Raw genomic sequence first — 16,978 nt, 5'->3', positions numbered from 1 at the left:
CGCTGTTGCTCTTGAAAGATAAAAAACGTGCGAATGAATTCGCACCTGCGAAAAGCTAGGCGCGGTGGTACGGATGGTTGGCCAGCACGGCCGCCGCGCGATAAAGCTGCTCGGCCACCAACAGCCGCACCAGCATGTGCGGCAGGGTCAGCGGCCCCAGCGACCAGCTTTCGTCGGCGCGCGACAACACCTCCGCGGCGTGGCCCTCGGGCCCGCCGATCAGCAAGGCCAAGTCGCGGCCCGATCCCCGCCAATGCTCCAGCCGCTGCGCCAATTGTTCCGACGAGTAAGGCTTGCCGCGGCCGTCCAACGCGACCGCTTGCGCGTTCTTGGGCAGCGCGGCAAGCACGCGCGCGCCTTCGTCCTGGGTAGCGCGGGCGGCGTCGCGACCCTTGCCGCGCAAACCCGGTTCGATTTCGGCCAGCTCCAACGGCAGCCAATGCGACAGGCGTTTCTGGTATTCGGCGAAACCCTGCGCCACCCATACCGGTGCGCGTTCCCCGACCGCGATCAATTTCGCCTTCATCCGCGCATGGTAGCCCGGTAATCCCGGACTTGATCCGGGCACCCGGGAGATGTCGGGGTCTTTTCAATGCGTCCCGAACGCATCGATTGATGGCCGGCCAGCGGTCGCCCTCGCATTTCCGCCGACGGAAACCGAAATGTCATCTACCGGTTACCGCCGCCGCCTAGTGTCTTGACTCCCCCGCTAGCTGGAGTCGCATATGCAACCCGTCGATCACTCCCGCCGCCAGGTACTCAAGGGCAGCGCTGCGGCGATGGCCGTCGGCGCCATCGGCAGCCTGGGCGCGCTGTACACGCGCCAAGCGCTCGCCGCCGGCGATCCGACGCGCAATCTGCCCATCCCGAGTCCTTACGGCCCCTTGTCCCCGGTCGCCGACCGCACCACCGGGTTGCCGCTGCTGCAACTGCCGCGCGGTTTCAGTTATCGCTCCTTCGGCTGGACCGGCGACCTGATGGGCAACGGCCAGCCCTGCCCCGACAAACACGACGGCATGGCGGTGGTCGGCTTCCGTCGCCCGCGCGGCGACCGTTTCGGTCGCCGGGGCGATCGCGTCCGCGGCACCGAGATGGTGCTGATCCGCAACCACGAACGCGGTGGCGCGGCGCCGATCGATGCGCCGGCGATGTACGACACCGGCGATATCGGCGGTGGGCAGTTCGCCGGCGGCGGCACCACCACGCTAGGCTACGGCGCGCGCGGCTGGCAGACGCTGGAACCCAGCCTCGGCGGCACCCTGGTCAACTGCGCCGGCGGCCCCACGCCGTGGGGCACCTGGCTCACCTGCGAGGAGATCAAGACCAACGCGGCATCGAGCACCGGCCACAAGCACGGCTATGTGTTCGAAGTGCATCCGGACGCCGAACGCACCAGCGGACAGCCGCTGGTGGCGCTGGGCCGCTTCAGCCACGAAGCGGTGGCGATCGACCCGAACACCGGTTTCGTCTACCTGACCGAAGACGACCGCAACAAATCCGGCCTGTACCGTTTCGTCCCCAACGACCGCAGCGGACGCTACGGATCGCTGCAAAACGGCGGCCGCCTGCAGGCGGCGCGCGTGGGCGGCCAGCAGAACGCGGACCTGGTTGTGGCCAGCATCGGCGCGGAATACAAGCTGGAATGGTTCGATGTGCCCGATCCGGATCTGGATTCGATCGTCGCGCCGTCCGGTTTCCCGGACATTTCCGCCGGCGAAACGCTCAGCGGCCCGTTCGCGCAAGCATGGAGCGAAGGCGGGCTGCGCATGAGCCGCGGCGAAGGCATCTGGTACAGCCACGGCAAGATGTTCATCGTCGACACCAGCTGCGGCCTGGGCGCGGACGGCCGCAAGGGCCGCGGCAACGGCACGGTGTGGGTGCTGGACCTGGCCACGCAGAAACTGCGCGCGCTGTTCGTCAGCGGACACCAGTTGGCCGCGCACAACCCCGACAACGTCACCGTCAGCCCGCGCGGCGGCGTACTGCTGTGCGAGGACCCAGACGCCGCACCGGCCGGCAGCCCAGACCAGTACGGCCCGGGCACGCGCCTGATCGGCTTGACCCGCCAGGGCGAGTCCTTCTACTTCTGCAAGAACAACGTCGAATTGACGTCGGCGCAGATCGCCAACGCCGACAAGGCGATTCCCGAGGGCGACTACCGCGAGAGCGAGTTCACCGGCGCCTGCTGGGACCCGTTCGGCCGCACCATGTTCGTCAATATCCAGACGCCGGGCATCACCTTCGCGATCACCGGGCCGTGGCTGCGCGGGCCGATGTGATTCCGGACACGACAACGGCGCCGCCAGGCGCCGTTGTCTTCGATTTTGACTTTGTGGAAGCGGCTTTTTTGTGGGAGCGGCTTTAGCCGCGAGCTCTTGATCTCGGCTCGCCAATAAGATCAAGGGCTCGCGGCTAAAGCCGCTCCCACAAAAGCCGCTCTACGAAAAGCGTTACAGCCTGCCTTCGGCGTCGGTCTCGACTTCGGACTCTTCCGGCGGCTGGTCGCCGACGGTCCACAACCGCTCCAGCGCGTAGAACTCGCGCACGCGCGGCAGCATGACGTGCACGATCACGTCGCCGAGATCGACCAGCACCCATTCGGCTTCGCGCTCGCCTTCCACGCCGAGCGGCTGCACATCGAGTTTCTTGGCGAAGCGGATCACCTCGTCGGCGATCGATTTGACATGGCGGGTCGAGGTGCCCGACGCGATCACCATGTAATCGCAGACGCTGGTCTTGTCGCGCACGTCGATCTGGACCGTGTCGCGGGCCTTGATGTCTTCGAGGGCTAGGTGGACCTGTTCGAGCAGAACGGGTACGGGCGGCGGCGGGTTGGGCAGGCGGGTCTTGATGACTTGCGCGGGGCTGGTCAAGGGGTATCGGCTCCGGGAATTACGCAGGGATTATAGCGGACCGGATGTGACGGTTCCGGCGCCGTACAACCGGTTCTGGACGATATAGGCCGCTACGGCGAACGGCACCTGGTCCCGCCACGGTTCTCCGGCCTGGATGCGACGGCGGATATCGCTGGCCGATTCGGGCCGCAGCGGCTGTTCCAGGCGCAGCACCTTGCCGGACGGCGCGTCGCTCAGCGCCGCCGCCGCGCCGGCCCAGCGGCCTGCGAGCCGCTGCGCCAGATCCGCCGGAAGTGCGCTGTCGATGCCGTTTCCCGGGCGCTCGGCGACCACGAAATGCGCATAGCCGAACAGTTCGCGCCAAGATTTCCACGTAGGCAGCCCCAGGAAACTGTCGGCGCCCACCAGCAATGCGATCGGCGCTTGCGGGCCCAATTCGGCGCGCAGCGCGCGCAGGGTATCGATGGTGTAGGACGGCCCGTCGCGCAGCAGTTCGCGGCGGTCGACAAGCAGGCCCGGCTCGTCGCCGATCGCAAGCGCCAGCATCGCCGCACGTTGTTCGGCATCGGCATGCGTGGGGCCTTTATGCGGCGGATCCGCCGCCGGCATCAGATGCACTTGCGCACCCAAGGCATCGCGCGCATGCCGCGCGACGGCCAGATGGCCGTTGTGCACGGGATCGAAGGTGCCGCCGTACAGCAGCCGCAATGACGCCTGCCTGTTCAATCGATGCCTGCACCGTTTTTCGTGGGAGCGGCTTCAGCCGCGAGCTCTTCGACTTCCAGTTTCTTGGAGAAAGAGCTCGCGGCTGAAGCCGCTCCCACGAGGCGCGGATGCGATCCGCTCATGCCAGCAACGCGACCGCACGCGGCTCGGCGACCGCCAACAGCAACCGCTCCAGCGACTGCCAGGCGTCGCCCGCGGCGCGGCCTTTGGCGATGCGATCGACATGCCCCGCGGCTACCACGAAACGCTCCCATCGCGGCGCGGCATGGCGTTGCAGCGCACGCTTGTACAAGGCCTGCTTCGAATCCCAGACGCGCTGCGCCTTGAACTCCGCGGCCAGGTTGCCGCCACGCGCCTGCGCACGGGCCAAGGCCGCCGCGCGCTGCAGTTCCATCACCACCATGCCGAGCAGCGCCGGCACCGCCTCGCCCTCGCCGCGCAGGCCGGCGAGCATGCGCGATACGTGCGCGGGCTGACCGCCCAGCGCGGCGTCGACCAGGCGGAACACGTCGTAGCGCGCGGCGTCGGCCACCAGCGCCTCCATGCGTGCGGCATCGAGGGTCTGGCCGTCGTTGAGCAGGGCCAATTTGTCGATTTCCTGCGCCGCGGCCAGCAGATTGCCCTCGACGCGGTCGCACAGGCTCTGCACCGCCTCGCGTTCCGCGCGCACACCGCGCGCGCGCAGGCGCCGCTCGATCCAGTCCGGCAATTCGTGCGGCTTCACCGCCCAGGCGACGACGATGTGGCCGGCGCGGCCGATCGCTTCGCTCCATTTGCCCGCATGCGCACGGCTCCAGTCGCCGGCGATCACCGCCAGCGCGACATCCGGCGCCGGGTCGGCGCAAAAATCGGACACCAGCTCGGCGCCCTGTTTGCCGGGCTTGCCGGTAGGCAGGCGCAACTCGATCAGGCGCCGCGCGCTGAACAGGCTCGGGGCCGACAAGGTCGCGTGCAGTGCATCCCAATCCGGTTCGCGCTGGTTGCCTTCGGCCTCGAACACTTCGCGCTCGGCATAGCCCTGCGCGCGCGCCTGTTGGCGCAGCGCATCGGCGGCCTCCAAAACGCGCAAGGGTTCGGGGCCGGCGATCAGGTAGGCCGGCCGCAGCGGCTCGCTCGCCAGTTGCGCCGCCAGCCGTTCCGGCGTCAGTTCCATGTCAGGATTGCGGCACCTGTTCCACCGCATCGATGCGGCGCAGGATGCTGGCGACCATTTCGCGCCGCAATTCGCGCGTCAGCAATTCCTGTTCGCTCTCCGCGCCGGTGGGATTCACCGGGTTGGAAATGTAGTCGCGCGACAACTCCAGCGTCTGCCGCGGCAGCAGGTCGGTGCCGTCGGCCTTGCGCAGGCCGAACACCACCGCGTAGCGCAGCGAGAATTCCTGCGCGCGGCCGAACTGGTCGATGCTGATCGGCCGGCTTCCCCAGCGTTCGGAGATCACCTCGAGGGTGGCCACGCCTTCGGTGGCGTCGGGCGACGCCGGCGTGGCGCCGATCCGCGACAAGGCCTGCGCCAATGCCGTGCCCAGCGGGCTGTAGGGATCGGCCGATACCACGCGTACCGGACCCAGATCCTCGGGCAAGGTCAGCGCGTTGCGCAGATGGAAGCCGCAGCCCGACAACAGCAATGCCAGCACCGAGAAGAAGGCGACGAGGGAGGTCCGGATCATGCCGCCAGTCTGGACGAGCCCGGCGCGGGCATCAATAGCGCACCGTATGGCCGCTGAACATGGCTTCAGGCGAGCGCCAGCCAGGCAACCCGGCGATCCTGTCCAGCCAGTCGCGCACCGCGGGCCAGCCGGCGATATCGATCTCGGCCTGGTCGGCCCAGTACAGGTAGCCGCAGCAGGCGGTGTCGGCGATGCTCGGCGCGGCGCCGGCCAGGAACGGCGAAAGCGCGAGCGTTTCCTGCATGCGGTCCAGGTCGGCGCGCGCACGGCGGTCGTACCACGCGATCACGTCGTCGTCGTAGCGCGCGAAGCGGCGACCGAAGCGCGAATGCGCCACGTTCAGGGCCGACGCGGTTGGCTTCCCACGCCAGCCACTCGCGCACGGCCAGGCGCTGGGCGTCGTCGCTGCCGTCCAACCGGCCTTCGCGGCGCGCCAGGTAATCGAGGATCACGTTCGACTGGCAGAACGCGGCCTTGTAGCTGAAGCCGGATTCGGGGTGGCAGTACAGGGTTGCGGAATCGATAGCCATACCGTCGAACCTAGGGAACCCGCTTTTCGTAGGGGCGGCTTTAGCCGCGAGCTCTTTTTCCAAGCTCATCGCAGGAAATCAAGAGCTCGCGGCTAAAGCCGCTCCTACGAAAAGCGGAGGACGGCCTCACGCGACGACGATGTTGACGATCTTGCCCGGCACCACGATCACCTTGCGCACCGTCTTGTCTTCCAGGAACCGAGCCACGTTGGATTCCGCCAGCGCCAGCGCCTCGATAGCCTCCCGCGGCATATCGATGGCCACCTCTATCGTGCCGCGCAGCTTGCCGTTGACCTGCACCGCCAGCGTCACCGCATCGCGCTCGAGCGCGGCGGGATCGGCCTGCGGGAACGGAACGTCTTCCAGCAGCGTTTCGGCATGGCCCAGGCGCTGCCACAACGCATGGCTGGCGTGCGGCGTGATCGGGTTGAGCAGCAACACGATCGCTTCGAACGCCTGCTGGCGCAGCGCGCGGCCGTTGGCCGTGCCGTCGTCGAACTTGGAGACGTGGTTGAGCAATTCCATCACCGCGGCGATGGCGGTGTTGAAGCTGTGGCGACGACCGTAATCGTCGCCGACCTTCTGGATCGCTTCGTGCAGCTGACGGCGCAAGGTCTTCTGCGCCGGCGTCGACGCGTCCGCGTCGAACGCGGCAGCGGCGCCTTCGACGGCATGTTTGTCTACCTGCGCCCACAGGCGGCGCAGGAAGCGCGCCATGCCTTCGACGCCGGCCTCGTTCCATTCCAGCGACTGGTCCGGCGGCGCAGCGAACATCGAGAACAGGCGCACGGTGTCGGCACCGTACTTGTCGACCATCGATTGCGGATCGACGCCGTTGTTCTTGGATTTGGACATTTTCTCGGTGCCGCCGATATGCACCGGCCGGCCGTCCGCTTTCGATTTGGCGCCGACGATGCGGCCGCGCTCGTCGCGATCGATCTCGACCTCCGCGGGATTGATCCAATCCTTGGCGCCGTGCGCGTCCTCGCGATAGAAGGTTTCGGCGATCACCATGCCCTGGGTCAGCAGGTTGGTCGCCGGCTCGTCGCCATCCACCATGCCCGCGTCGCGCAGCAGCTTGTGGTAGAAGCGGAAATACATCAGGTGCAGGATCGCGTGCTCGATGCCGCCGATGTACTGGTCCACCGGCAGCCAGTAGCGCGCGCGCCCGTCGATCATGTCGGCAGCGCCCGGCGAGGTGTAGCGCGCGTAGTACCAGCTCGATTCCATGAAGGTATCGAAGGTATCCGTCTCGCGCTCCGCCGCCGCGCCGCACTGCGGGCACGTGGTCTTGCGCCATTCCGGATCCGCCTTGATCGGCGACTGCACCGCGCCCTTGGCGAACGCGTCGGCGACGTCTTCGGGCAGCACCACCGGCAATTGCGCTTCCGGCACCGGCACCGCATCGCAGTTCGGGCAGTAGATCACCGGGATCGGACAGCCCCAGTAACGCTGCCGCGACACGCCCCAATCGCGCAACCGGTAATTGACGCGCTTGCTGCCGCGGCCTTCGCGCTCGAAGCGCGCCGCCAGCGCATCCAGCGCCTGCTGGAAATCCAGGCCGTCGAATTCGCCGGAATTCACCAGCCAGCCGCGTTCGGTGTAAGCCGCTTCCTCGGCGATGCGGCGCTGGAATTCCTCGACCACCTGCACGGCCGCACCGGTGTCGTAAACGTCGATCGCGCCGCTTTCGCCGAGCGCGGCGCGCATCGGGTCGTCGTGGTTGGCGACGTGCGACGAAATCTCGGCCAGCGCATCGCGCACTTCGTCCGGAACGATCACCATCTTGATCGGCAACCGATAGGCCTGCGCGAATTCCCAGTCGCGCTGGTCGTGGCCGGGGACGGCCATCACCGCGCCGGTGCCGTAGCCCATCAGCACGAAGTTGGCGACGTAGACCGGCAGCGCTTCGCCGCTGACCGGATGGATCGCGCGCAAACCGGTGTCCATGCCGCGCTTGACCTGGGTTTCCAGCTCGGCCTCGGACACGCCGCCTTTTTTCAGATCGGCGATGAAGGCGGCCAGGTCAGGATTGTTCGCCGCCGCTTGCACGGCCAGCGGATGTTCGGCCGCGATCGATACGAAGGTCACGCCCATCAGCGTGTCGGGGCGCGTAGTGAACACGCTCAGGCGCTGATCGCTGCCTTCCACGTCGAACGCGAACTCCAGGCCCTCGCTGCGGCCGATCCAGTTGCGCTGCATGGTCTTGACCGAATCCGGCCAGCCCGGCAACGCGTCCAGCCCGTCCAGCAGTTCCTGCGCGTAATCGGTGATCTTCAGGAACCACTGCGGGATTTCGCGCTTCTCCACCACCGCGCCGCTGCGCCAGCCGCGGCCGTCGATCACCTGCTCGTTGGCCAGCACGGTCTGGTCGACCGGATCCCAATTCACCACGCTATTCTTGCGGTAGGCCAGGCCCTTCTTCAACAGCCGCACGAACATGCGCTGCTCGTGCACGTAGTAGTCGGGCGAACAGGTGGCGAATTCGCGCGTCCAGTCGATCGCGTAGCCCATCGTCTTGAGCTGATCGCGCATGTGGTCGATGTTGGCGTAGGTCCACTTGGCCGGCGCGGTCTTGTTCTTGATCGCGGCGTTCTCCGCCGGCAGGCCGAACGCGTCCCAGCCCATCGGCTGCAGCACGTTCTTGCCGGTCATGCGCTGGTAGCGGCTGATCACGTCGCCGATGGTGTAGTTGCGCACATGGCCCATGTGCAGCGCCCCGGACGGGTACGGCAGCATCGACAGGCAGAAGAACTTCGGCTTGCCGGGGGCTTCTTTGACCTCGAACGCGCGGGTGCGGTCCCAGAACCGCTGGGCGGCGGCTTCGACGGCGGCAGGCTGGTAGGCAGGGACTTCGGGCGGGGCGGGCGCGTTCGACACAGGAAACATCGGCAGGACAGGACCGGCAAGCCTACCGCAGCGCACAAAAAGCGCCAACCGCGTGCCCGAGCCGTGCAAGAGCGTAGCCCGGGTAAGCGAAGCGCACCCGGGGAGATGCGCCAGGCCCCGGGTGCGCTTCGCTTACCCGGGCTACCCTCTCTCCAGTACCGCAACCCGAGCGACCCCGTTACGCTCGCACCATGAAAACCATCGCCGCCGTTCTGATCTCCCTGGCCGCCCTGCCCGCCCAGGCCGCCACCACCGCCCTGCACTGCGAGCGTCTGTTCGACAGCCGCAGCGGCAAAGTGCTGGGCGAGCACACCGTGCTGGTGCGCGATGGCAAGGTCGCCGAAGTGATCCCCGGCCGCGCCAAGCTGGCCGAGGGCACCGAATCGATCGTCCTCGCCGGCCGCACCTGCCTGCCCGGCTGGACCGACCTGCACGTGCATTTGGGCTCGCAATCCAACCCGCAGAGTTATTCGGAAGGCTTCCGCCTGGACGACGTCGACTTCGCTTTCCGCAGCGTGGGCTATGCCGAAAAGACGCTGATGGCCGGCTTCACCAGCGTCCGCGACCTGGGCGGCGAAGTGGCCCCGCACCTGCGCGACGCGATCAACCAGGGCCTGGTGCGCGGTCCGCGCATCTTCGCCGCCGGCAAGTCGATCGCCACCACCGGCGGCCATGCCGACCCCACCAACGGCTACAACTCCGAACTGTCGCACCTGCTCGGGCCGCCAGGCCCGACCGAAGGCGTGATCAATTCGGCCGAGGACGCGCGCCAGGCCGTGCGCCAGCGCTACAAGGACGGTAGCGACGTGATCAAAATCACCGCGACCGGCGGCGTGCTGTCCTACGCCAAGTCCGGCGACGCGCCGCAATTCACCGTGGAAGAAGTCAAGGCCATCGTCGACACCGCCAAGGACTACGGCTACAAGGTCGCCGCGCACGCGCACGGCACCGAAGGCATGAAGCGCGCGGTACTCGGCGGCGTCACCAGCATCGAGCACGGCACGATGATGACCGACGAAGTCATGTCGCTGATGAAGCAGAAAGGCACCTGGTACGTGCCCACGATCTACGCCGGCCGCTTCGTGGCCGAGAAAGCGAAGATCGACGGCTACTATCCCGAGATCGTGCGCCCCAAGGCCGCTCGCATCGGTGCGCAGATCCAGGACACCGCCGCGCGGGCCTACAAGCACGGTGTGAAGATCGCCTTCGGCACCGACATGGGCGTGGGCCCGCACGGCGACAACGCGCGCGAATTCCTTTACATGGTCGAAGCCGGCATGCCGCCGGCTTATGCGCTGCAGGCGGCGACGATCCGTGCGGCCGAAGTGCTCGGCGCCGACGACCAGGGCGCGATCGAAGCCGGGATGCGCGCTGACATCGTCGCCCTGCCCGGCGATCCGGTCGCCGATATCGCCAACGTGACCAAAGTGGATTTCGTGATGAGGGATGGCGTGGTGTACAAGCGCCCTTCGCCGTAATCTCTCGCAGCGGCTGTTTTTTCTAGGAGCGGCTTTTTGTAGGAGCGGCTTCGGCCGCGGGCCTTTTTCAGCTGCCATCCCGAGCGAAGCGAGGGATCTGCTTCCATGTCGGCATGGGACAGCAGATCCCTCGCTTCGCTCGGGATGACAGCTAAAAGATCAAGAGCACCCCGCTGAAGCCGCTCCCATAAAGCCGTCCCACAAAAGCTGCTTTTACGCTCGCATCCAGCGGAGGACGAAACGCATGAATCCGGAATGGCTCGGCTACGTCGCCGCCACGCTGACCACGCTCTCCTTCGTGCCGCAGGCGATCAAGACGATTCGCAGCCGCGACACGCGCGGCATCTCGCTGGCGATGTATGCGGTGTTCACCGTCGGAGTAGCGTTCTGGTTCGCATACGGCGTGTCGTTGGGCTCATGGCCGATGATCGTATCGAACGTGATCACGTTCGTACTGGCGTCGGCCATCCTGATCGTCCTGCTGCGCAACAAGCGCGCGGCCGGATGACTTTTTTCTGCGGGAGCGGCGAGGCGTTGTAGGAGCGGCTTCAGCCGCGAGCTTTTCTGGCCGATGACGACAGGATCAAGAGCTCGCGGCTGAAGCCGCTCCTACAAGGGCCGGTTCCACAAGGCGCTATGCCCGTGGCTTCGCGGCAAGGGCGTAGCCGGCAAAAGTCAGCCAGCCGAACCAGCAAACGAAAGCGATGCGATGCGCGATCGCGATCGGCATCCACGCCGGGGCGAAGATCGTGAGCGCCAGCACCGCAATCGCCGCCGCGGCACTGACTACGCCGAGCAAGCCCCGGCCCGCATGCGGTCCCGCCCCAAATGCCAGCAACAGCGCCCCCGGAACGAAGGCGATCCACCACAGCATCCAACTCGCGGCATGCAGGCGGCCGGAAAGCGCTTCGAGATCCTGCGGATCCAACCTCGCCATGCCCTGCGCAGCGAAGGCCAACGCCGATAGAAGCACCAGCCAGGCGCCGATCCGCGCCATCCAGCCGCGCTCCTGCATGGCGTCGCGCAGGCGCCAGCCCAGCCACGCCGCCAGCAATCCGGGCACCACGAATCCGTACAGGTTGAAAGCCAACGCATGCGGCGTGCCGTATGCGCCCAACAACCCGAGCGGATGCGCGGCGTGCGAATAGTCTTCCCATCCGGCGGCGAACATCGACGCCGCGCCGATGGACAACACCGCGGCCAACAGGCCCGCGTGCGGCGTGACCTGCTTCATGCCTGCTCCCAACGGAAGACGTCTTCCACGCCGACGCCGAACGCGCGCGCGATCCGGAACGCCAGCGCCAGCGAAGGCGCGTACCTACCCGCCTCCAGCGCGATGATGGTCTGGCGGGTCACGCCGCAGGCCTGCGCCAGCGCTTCCTGCGTCATCTCGCCGTGTTCGAAACGCAGGCGGCGAATGTCGTTGCCGATGGGAGTCCGGACCAATGTATTCTTCACATGACAATATGTAACATAAGAAATACATTTCAGCAAGAAATGTAAGGTACTTTTTACATCCGCTTGGATTCCGGCCCGGCTGGCACAATCTCCGGCTGAACGCCTTACGGGATTCCCCATGTCCGCCGCTGTCGCCAAACCGCATGTCTTCGATGTCACCACCGAACGCTTCGAGGCCGATGTCCTGCAGAAATCCCTGCAGACCCCCGTGCTGGTGGATTTCTGGGCCGATTGGTGCGGGCCGTGCAAGACGCTGGGCCCGATCCTGGAAAAGCTGGCCGCCGACTTCAACGGCGGCTTCGTGCTGGCCAAAGTCGACACCGAGCAGGAACAGCAGATCGCCGCGGCCTTCCAGATCCGCTCGATCCCGACCGTGTTCCTGGTGAAGGACGGCAAGCTGGTCGACGCCTTCCAGGGCGCGTTGCCGGAAGGCCAGGTGCGCGAATTCCTCAAGCATCACGGCATCGAACCCGCCGCCGCGAACGATGCGCCCGAAGCGCCGGCCGAAACCGCCGCGCCGGTCGACCCTCATGCCGAAGTCATGCGCCTGCGCAAGGCGATCGAAGCCGAGCCCGACAAGGCCGAACTGAAACTCGATCTGGCGCTGGCGCTGCTGCAGACCGGCGGCGCGCACGAAGCCGAACAACTGCTCGACGCCCTGCCCGCCAACCTGTCCACCGACGACCGCGCGGTCAAAGCGCGTGCACGATTGGGTTTCGCATCATTGCTGAAAGACGCACCCGCACCGGAAGTATTGGAAACGGCCGTGGCCAGCAATCCGGACGATCTGCGCGCGCGCCACCTGCTCGGCGTGCATCGCATCGTGGGCGGGCAATCCGAAGCCGGACTGGAACAATTCCTCGAGATGCTGCGGCGCGACCGCGCCTACGAAGAAGGTTTGCCCAAAAAGGCGCTGATCGATGCGTTCCGCGTCATCGACGACGAAGACCTCGTCGGCCGCTATCGCCGCAAGATGTCCTCGTTGTTGCTGGTGTAGCGGGGCTTTTCCCCACTCCCTTCACGGGAGTGGGACAGGCCGGAGGCCAGAGAGAGGGCCCGGCTTTTCGCGCCATCCGCTTTTTGTAGGAGCGGCTTCGGCCGCGAGCCGTTCGAGCGCATAGAGCCAGCAAAGAGCTCGCGGCTGAAGCCGCTCCTACAAGAAAGCGCGACGCTCGAGCAATCACTCCAGCACGATCATGAGATGGTGCCGAATAGAATCGGGAGACTCTCGTGAAAGCCAGCAGCCTGCGCCGCATCCTCAACCTCTGGCCGCCCTTCATCGCCTCCGGCATCCGCGTGGTCGAATTCAGCGACGACTTCCGCCACGCCCGCGTCGAACTCCGTATGCGGTTGTGGAACCGCAACTACGTCGGCACCCACTTCGGCGGCAGCCTGTTCGCGATGACCGATCCGTTCTGGATGATCATGGTCAAGGAACGCATCGGCCGCGGCTACATGGTCTGGGACAAGGCCGCCGAGATCGAATTCGTCAAACCCGGGCGCGGCACGGTCCATGCCGAATTCGATCTGGACGAAAGCGTCCTCGACGAACTGCGCACCGCCGCCGCGAACGGCGACAAGGCCCTGCGCTGGTTCGATGCCGACGTGATCGACACACAGGGTGACGTCGTCGCACGCGTGCGCAAGCAGATCTACGTGCGGCGCAAGCGCGAGAAGCCGACCGACGAGCCGGCTTGATCGCCCGCTGCAGCATCCGGCCGGCGCACATCCGCCGCTGCGATGGGCACTTGCCAATAAGCGTCGTTCGAATCGTCGAAATGCCGGATGCGCAACGATCTGCCGCCATCGGCGACTTCGACAGGATGCCCGGGCGCCACCAGCGCACGCGGCCTCTCGCGCAGGCGCTGTTCGATAGACGTTCCGTCGCCTTCTTGCTCGCGCAGCCAGAGCAGCGTGGCGATCAGGCGCAAACGGGCCACGTAGTCCTGCCCGCGCAACGCATAGCGGTCGTAAGGGCCGCCTTCTGTCCCGACATGGGCCAGTAGGCAGCCGACGTAGTTGCCGACGCAATCGAAGCCGCGGTTCAGCGGCGTCGCGGGAAGAGGCTTGATCGGCGTATCGGCTTGGACCGAATGCCGCACTTCGTCGGAACATGCATGCGCCTGGCTGGGAGCCATGCGCGCAAGCGTCATCTCTTCGTCGAATAGCACGGGAAACAAAAAATCGCCGATCGGATCGCCGACGGGGGACGACGCATCGTACAGCGCACGCATGCCTTCAGCGACGAACTTCGACTCGCCCTTCATCGCCTCGCAAATCAAGCCTTCCTCCAACACCGGAACCGCAAACGCCGAAATGCAAACCGGCGGCAGACGATGGCCGGCGGGCAACTCGGCGAGCATGTCCGCGAACAAGCGGCCGTAACCATCGGTCGCGTAGGCGATGCCGATCATGCGGGCGATCAACGAATCGCCATGGCTGCCGATCCGCCGCCATGCGGCCGCGTCTTGGCAGACGCCGGCCAGCGCGGCGTCCTGGCGGCCGTCGGCGAAGTCCAGGGCATGCCGGGTCAACGGCGCGATCGCATAGTGGAACGGGGGCATCGGCCCATCGTTGCGCAGCGGCAATCCATTCCGATAGTGGCCGTATTGGCGCAAGGCGATGGAACGCTCCACCAAACGCGCATTGCGCGCCAACAATGCGGCGTAACCGCCGCGGTCAGCGCGCACGCTTTCCAGGCAACCGGCCGTTCGCGATTTGCAGAACTTGCTCCAGTCCGCTTCCGAGGGCGTCAAATCCGCATAGCGCGCCGCCGCAACGCTCGTCGAAGCCTGAGCCGACAGAAATTCCCCCGATGGCGACGCAGGCAGTGCGCCAAACCGCTTCGCGTCCTCAGCCGCTACGGCTTGCTGCATGTCCTCAGGCACGTCGTACGGCAACGACCATAGCGCTGGGAACGCATTGCTTCCGCGGACGGCGCTTTCCTTGCCGAGCATCGCCAGCGCCGTTTTCTGCTCCGCAGTCGGCCCGAGCATCCGCGAAAGCCACCATGCGCCTACTACGATCACCAACAACGCAAGCAAAATCCAAAGCGCCCAACGGATGAACCTGCGCATGCTTTCCCCTTAAAGTGCCTTGCCGCCCCAGCCGAAGTATCCGGTCCTTTCCGTGCGAATTGCCATCTTCTCCAGCGCATGCCTTGATCGCCGGATCCGACTCCTGAACGACTCAGCCCGCCGGACCAAGGGTGCGTACGGTCGGAACGGGGGCCGCGAACGGTCGCCCGAGGCCGCATCCGGGCGCTATGCTGGCGTCGGATCCGGGGGGAACCATGTCCAGCGAACAGCCTGAACAGGCGCAGGAAAGCGCCGAGCCGTTGCCGGACATCGCCGGTTACACGGTATTGCAAGCGATCGGCCACGGCGGCATGTCCACCGTGTACCTGGCCGTGCAGGCCTCGCTCGGCCGCGAGGTGGCGGTCAAGGTGATGCTGCCCGAGGCGCTGGCCGACGAGGTCAGCCGCCGCCGCTTCGAGAACGAAGTGCGTACGATCGCCCGGCTTGAGCATCCCCACATCGTCGGCATCTTCGAAGTCGGCCGCACGCGCGACGGCCTGCCCTACTACGCCATGCCGCATTTGTCGCGCGGCCATCTGGGGCAGCTGAACCTCACCCAGAACGAGCCGCGCGTGATCGCGATCCTGCGCGCGCTGCTGTCCGCACTCGACTACGCGCATGCGCGCGGCGTGATCCATCGCGACGTGAAAGCCGAAAACGTGCTGTTCGACGAAGCCGACCGGCCGCTGTTGGCCGATTTCGGCATCGCCCTGCGCCACGGCTACAGTCCGCGCGTGACCATGGCGGGGCTGGCGGTGGGCAGCACCGCCTACATGGCGCCCGAACAGGCGCGCGGCGAAAACGTGGACCATCGCGCCGACCTGTACAGCCTCGGCGTGCTGGCCTTCGAAATGCTGGCCGGCCGGCTGCCTTACGTCGCCGGCGACGCTTTGGCGATGGCGATGCAGCATGTGCAGGATCCGATCCCGCGCCTGCCCCGCGAAAAGCGCCACTGGCAGCGCCTGATCGACAAGGCCATGGCCAAATCGCCCGGCGCGCGCTACCGCAGCGCGCAGCAGATGCTGGACGCGCTGCAACGCATAGACCGCAAACGCCAGTCCGCCGGCTTCGCCTTCGCCCAGCGCATCGGCGACGGCGTGTCGCGGATGCGGCATGCGCCGCTCGGCGTGTGGATCGCGGCCGGACTGGCGGCGGCGCTGCTGCTCGGTGTCGGGTTGCGCCACTACAACCGCAGTCCGGCGCCGGCCGAGGCCACCGCCGCAGTCGCGCCGCCGGCGGCGCAAGCGCCGACGCCGGCCGCTCCCGCGCCCCAGGCCGACCTGACCAGCGCCATGCTGCGGCCGCCGCCGGAGTCGCCGGCGGAGCCTTGGATGATCGCCGCCGAACAACAGACCCGCGCGCGCAACCTGATCGCACCCAAGGGCGGCAACGCCTACGACAGCGTGCTCGCGGCATGGCGCGCCGATCCCGCGCACGCGCGGCTGCCGGGCACGGTCGACGGCTTGATCGATGCGATGACCGTGCAAGTCGAGCAGCGGCTGAAGGACGGAGGCTACGAGCGCGTGCGCGAATACGTCTCGCGCGCAGAGCGGATCGCCCGCGAAACGCGCAGGGCCGACTCGCCGGCGCTGAAACGCATGCAAGCCGCCGTGGCCAAGGCGCTGGGCGCGGGCGTCGATGCCGCCGCCAAACGGCTGGATCGCAACGGCGCCATCCGGACCGCGACCGTGGCCGCGGAGCTGATGGACGACAAGACCGCCGCAGCCGCGCTGATGAAGCGCGCGCGCGACGTCGGGCAGACCGGCGACCGCGCGCCGGACGACGTCGCCGGCCTGATCTTCATGCACAGCGGCGGGCACATCGTCGCCGTGGCCCGCAACGAAGTTTCGCGGGGCGACTACGCGCGCTTCGCGGCCGCCACCGGCCGCCCGCCGGCGCTGTGCCGCGAACGCGCTTCGCTGCTGCGCGTGCTGGCGCCGCGCGACTGGAAAACTCCCGGCTTCGCACAGGACGACGGACAAGCCGTCGTCTGCGTGTCCTGGAACGACGCGCAGGCCTACCTGCGCTGGCTGAGCGAACGCAACGGCCGCCGCTATCGGCTGCCCAGCGCCGCCGAGGCGGCGCAATTCGCCGCCGGCAGCGGCAAAGCCGTGTCGGAATGGCTGTCCGATTGCAGCCAGGGCTGCCGCAAGCGGATCGCGCAGGGGTCTTCGTGGCGCGGCGGCGCAGGCGCGCGGCCGCTGGATCCTGGTCGCGGCTACGACGATGTCGGTTTCCGCGTCGTTCGCGATCCCTGAGCCTTGGGTACACGACATTCGACCCTCGCCTACAATCGCC

General features: G+C 67.0%; 16 protein-coding genes. 6 read left to right on the top strand and 10 right to left on the bottom strand.

Features of this window, described 5'->3' with window-relative positions:
• Window positions 1–55: 55 nt before the first annotated feature.
• A complete protein-coding gene (rlmH, locus tag M2650_RS00515) occupies window positions 56–526 on the bottom strand; it encodes a 23S rRNA (pseudouridine(1915)-N(3))-methyltransferase RlmH (protein WP_249469870.1) in 471 nt (156 codons plus the stop codon).
• A 199-nt stretch (window positions 527–725) separates the two neighbouring features.
• Here rlmH and M2650_RS00510 point away from each other — a divergent pair, with 199 nt between their 5' ends.
• A complete protein-coding gene (locus M2650_RS00510) occupies window positions 726–2,279 on the top strand; it encodes an alkaline phosphatase PhoX (protein ID WP_249469868.1) in 1,554 nt (517 codons plus the stop codon).
• A gap of 171 nt (window positions 2,280–2,450) precedes the next feature.
• On the opposite strand, the gene rsfS is transcribed toward M2650_RS00510, so the two are convergent.
• The 6 genes from rsfS to leuS form a co-directional block, all read right to left on the bottom strand.
• Window positions 2,451–2,873 carry a ribosome silencing factor gene (gene rsfS / locus M2650_RS00505; RefSeq protein ID WP_249469865.1) on the bottom strand — a complete coding sequence of 141 codons (423 nt, stop codon included), beginning with the start codon at window positions 2,871–2,873 and terminating at the stop codon, window positions 2,451–2,453.
• A gap of 30 nt (window positions 2,874–2,903) precedes the next feature.
• Window positions 2,904–3,581 carry a nicotinate-nucleotide adenylyltransferase gene (nadD, locus tag M2650_RS00500; RefSeq protein WP_249469862.1) on the bottom strand — a complete coding sequence of 226 codons (678 nt, stop codon included), beginning with the start codon at window positions 3,579–3,581 and terminating at the stop codon, window positions 2,904–2,906.
• Window positions 3,582–3,699: 118 nt separating this feature from the next.
• The gene (gene holA / locus M2650_RS00495) at window positions 3,700–4,734 is read right to left on the bottom strand and encodes a DNA polymerase III subunit delta (protein ID WP_249469859.1); all 1,035 of its coding nucleotides are present in this window, start codon (window positions 4,732–4,734) and stop codon (window positions 3,700–3,702) included.
• A 1-nt stretch (window position 4,735) separates the two neighbouring features.
• On the bottom strand, window positions 4,736–5,248 hold the full coding sequence (locus M2650_RS00490; RefSeq protein ID WP_249469856.1) for an LPS-assembly lipoprotein LptE: 513 nt from the start codon (window positions 5,246–5,248) through the stop codon (window positions 4,736–4,738).
• A gap of 31 nt (window positions 5,249–5,279) precedes the next feature.
• Complete coding sequence (locus M2650_RS00485) at window positions 5,280–5,585, bottom strand: glutathione S-transferase C-terminal domain-containing protein (RefSeq protein ID WP_249469852.1); 306 nt, start codon at window positions 5,583–5,585, stop codon at window positions 5,280–5,282.
• A gap of 319 nt (window positions 5,586–5,904) precedes the next feature.
• A complete protein-coding gene (gene leuS / locus M2650_RS16575) occupies window positions 5,905–8,658 on the bottom strand; it encodes a leucine--tRNA ligase (protein ID WP_249469849.1) in 2,754 nt (917 codons plus the stop codon).
• 200 nt (window positions 8,659–8,858) lie between these two features.
• Here leuS and M2650_RS00475 point away from each other — a divergent pair, with 200 nt between their 5' ends.
• Both M2650_RS00475 and M2650_RS00470 read left to right on the top strand, forming a co-directional pair.
• Complete coding sequence (locus tag M2650_RS00475; RefSeq protein ID WP_249469846.1) at window positions 8,859–10,145, top strand: metal-dependent hydrolase family protein; 1,287 nt, start codon at window positions 8,859–8,861, stop codon at window positions 10,143–10,145.
• A gap of 244 nt (window positions 10,146–10,389) precedes the next feature.
• Window positions 10,390–10,653: a SemiSWEET transporter gene (locus tag M2650_RS00470; protein WP_249469844.1), complete on the top strand. Its 264-nt coding sequence runs from the start codon at window positions 10,390–10,392 to the stop codon at window positions 10,651–10,653.
• 126 nt (window positions 10,654–10,779) lie between these two features.
• Here M2650_RS00470 and M2650_RS00465 read toward each other — a convergent pair whose 3' ends face one another.
• Both M2650_RS00465 and M2650_RS00460 read right to left on the bottom strand, forming a co-directional pair.
• Window positions 10,780–11,379 carry a DUF998 domain-containing protein gene (locus tag M2650_RS00465; RefSeq protein WP_249469840.1) on the bottom strand — a complete coding sequence of 200 codons (600 nt, stop codon included), beginning with the start codon at window positions 11,377–11,379 and terminating at the stop codon, window positions 10,780–10,782.
• Window positions 11,376–11,591 (bottom strand): helix-turn-helix transcriptional regulator, encoded by a 216-nt coding sequence (locus tag M2650_RS00460; RefSeq protein WP_283254595.1) that lies wholly within the window; start codon window positions 11,589–11,591, stop codon window positions 11,376–11,378. Before M2650_RS00460 ends, M2650_RS00465 begins: the two co-directional genes overlap by 4 nt.
• A 130-nt stretch (window positions 11,592–11,721) precedes the next feature.
• Between M2650_RS00460 and trxA the strand changes: the two genes are divergently transcribed.
• Window positions 11,722–12,600 (top strand): thioredoxin, encoded by an 879-nt coding sequence (gene trxA, locus M2650_RS00455; RefSeq protein WP_249469835.1) that lies wholly within the window; start codon window positions 11,722–11,724, stop codon window positions 12,598–12,600.
• A 233-nt stretch (window positions 12,601–12,833) separates the two neighbouring features.
• Window positions 12,834–13,301, top strand: coding sequence for a DUF4442 domain-containing protein (locus M2650_RS00450; protein ID WP_249469832.1), 468 nt, complete (start codon window positions 12,834–12,836; stop codon window positions 13,299–13,301).
• On the opposite strand, the gene M2650_RS00445 is transcribed toward M2650_RS00450, so the two are convergent.
• The gene (locus M2650_RS00445; protein WP_249469829.1) at window positions 13,256–14,680 is read right to left on the bottom strand and encodes a hypothetical protein; all 1,425 of its coding nucleotides are present in this window, start codon (window positions 14,678–14,680) and stop codon (window positions 13,256–13,258) included. The genes M2650_RS00450 and M2650_RS00445 overlap by 46 nt on opposite strands.
• A 215-nt stretch (window positions 14,681–14,895) precedes the next feature.
• On the opposite strand from M2650_RS00445, the gene M2650_RS00440 reads away from it, so the two are divergent.
• A complete protein-coding gene (locus tag M2650_RS00440) occupies window positions 14,896–16,938 on the top strand; it encodes a bifunctional serine/threonine-protein kinase/formylglycine-generating enzyme family protein (RefSeq protein ID WP_249469826.1) in 2,043 nt (680 codons plus the stop codon).
• Window positions 16,939–16,978 lie beyond the last annotated feature (40 nt).

Source organism: Luteimonas galliterrae, assembly GCF_023374055.1.
GTDB lineage: Bacteria > Pseudomonadota > Gammaproteobacteria > Xanthomonadales > Xanthomonadaceae > Luteimonas_C > Luteimonas_C galliterrae.
Note: the sequence above shows the minus strand (reverse complement) of the source record. Positions and strands in the feature narration are given on the sequence as shown.

Coding starts and splice junctions, on each gene's coding strand:
- M2650_RS00510 (WP_249469868.1), top strand. CDS start 726: ATGCAACCCGTCGATCACTCCCGCCGCCAGGTACTCAAGGGCAGCGCT.
- M2650_RS00440 (WP_249469826.1), top strand. CDS start 14,896: ATGTCCAGCGAACAGCCTGAACAGGCGCAGGAAAGCGCCGAGCCGTTG.
- M2650_RS00490 (WP_249469856.1), bottom strand. CDS start 5,248: ATGATCCGGACCTCCCTCGTCGCCTTCTTCTCGGTGCTGGCATTGCTG.
- trxA (WP_249469835.1), top strand. CDS start 11,722: ATGTCCGCCGCTGTCGCCAAACCGCATGTCTTCGATGTCACCACCGAA.
- M2650_RS00445 (WP_249469829.1), bottom strand. CDS start 14,680: ATGCGCAGGTTCATCCGTTGGGCGCTTTGGATTTTGCTTGCGTTGTTG.
- M2650_RS00465 (WP_249469840.1), bottom strand. CDS start 11,379: ATGAAGCAGGTCACGCCGCACGCGGGCCTGTTGGCCGCGGTGTTGTCC.
- rlmH (WP_249469870.1), bottom strand. CDS start 526: ATGAAGGCGAAATTGATCGCGGTCGGGGAACGCGCACCGGTATGGGTG.
- holA (WP_249469859.1), bottom strand. CDS start 4,734: ATGGAACTGACGCCGGAACGGCTGGCGGCGCAACTGGCGAGCGAGCCG.
- M2650_RS00470 (WP_249469844.1), top strand. CDS start 10,390: ATGAATCCGGAATGGCTCGGCTACGTCGCCGCCACGCTGACCACGCTC.
- M2650_RS00475 (WP_249469846.1), top strand. CDS start 8,859: ATGAAAACCATCGCCGCCGTTCTGATCTCCCTGGCCGCCCTGCCCGCC.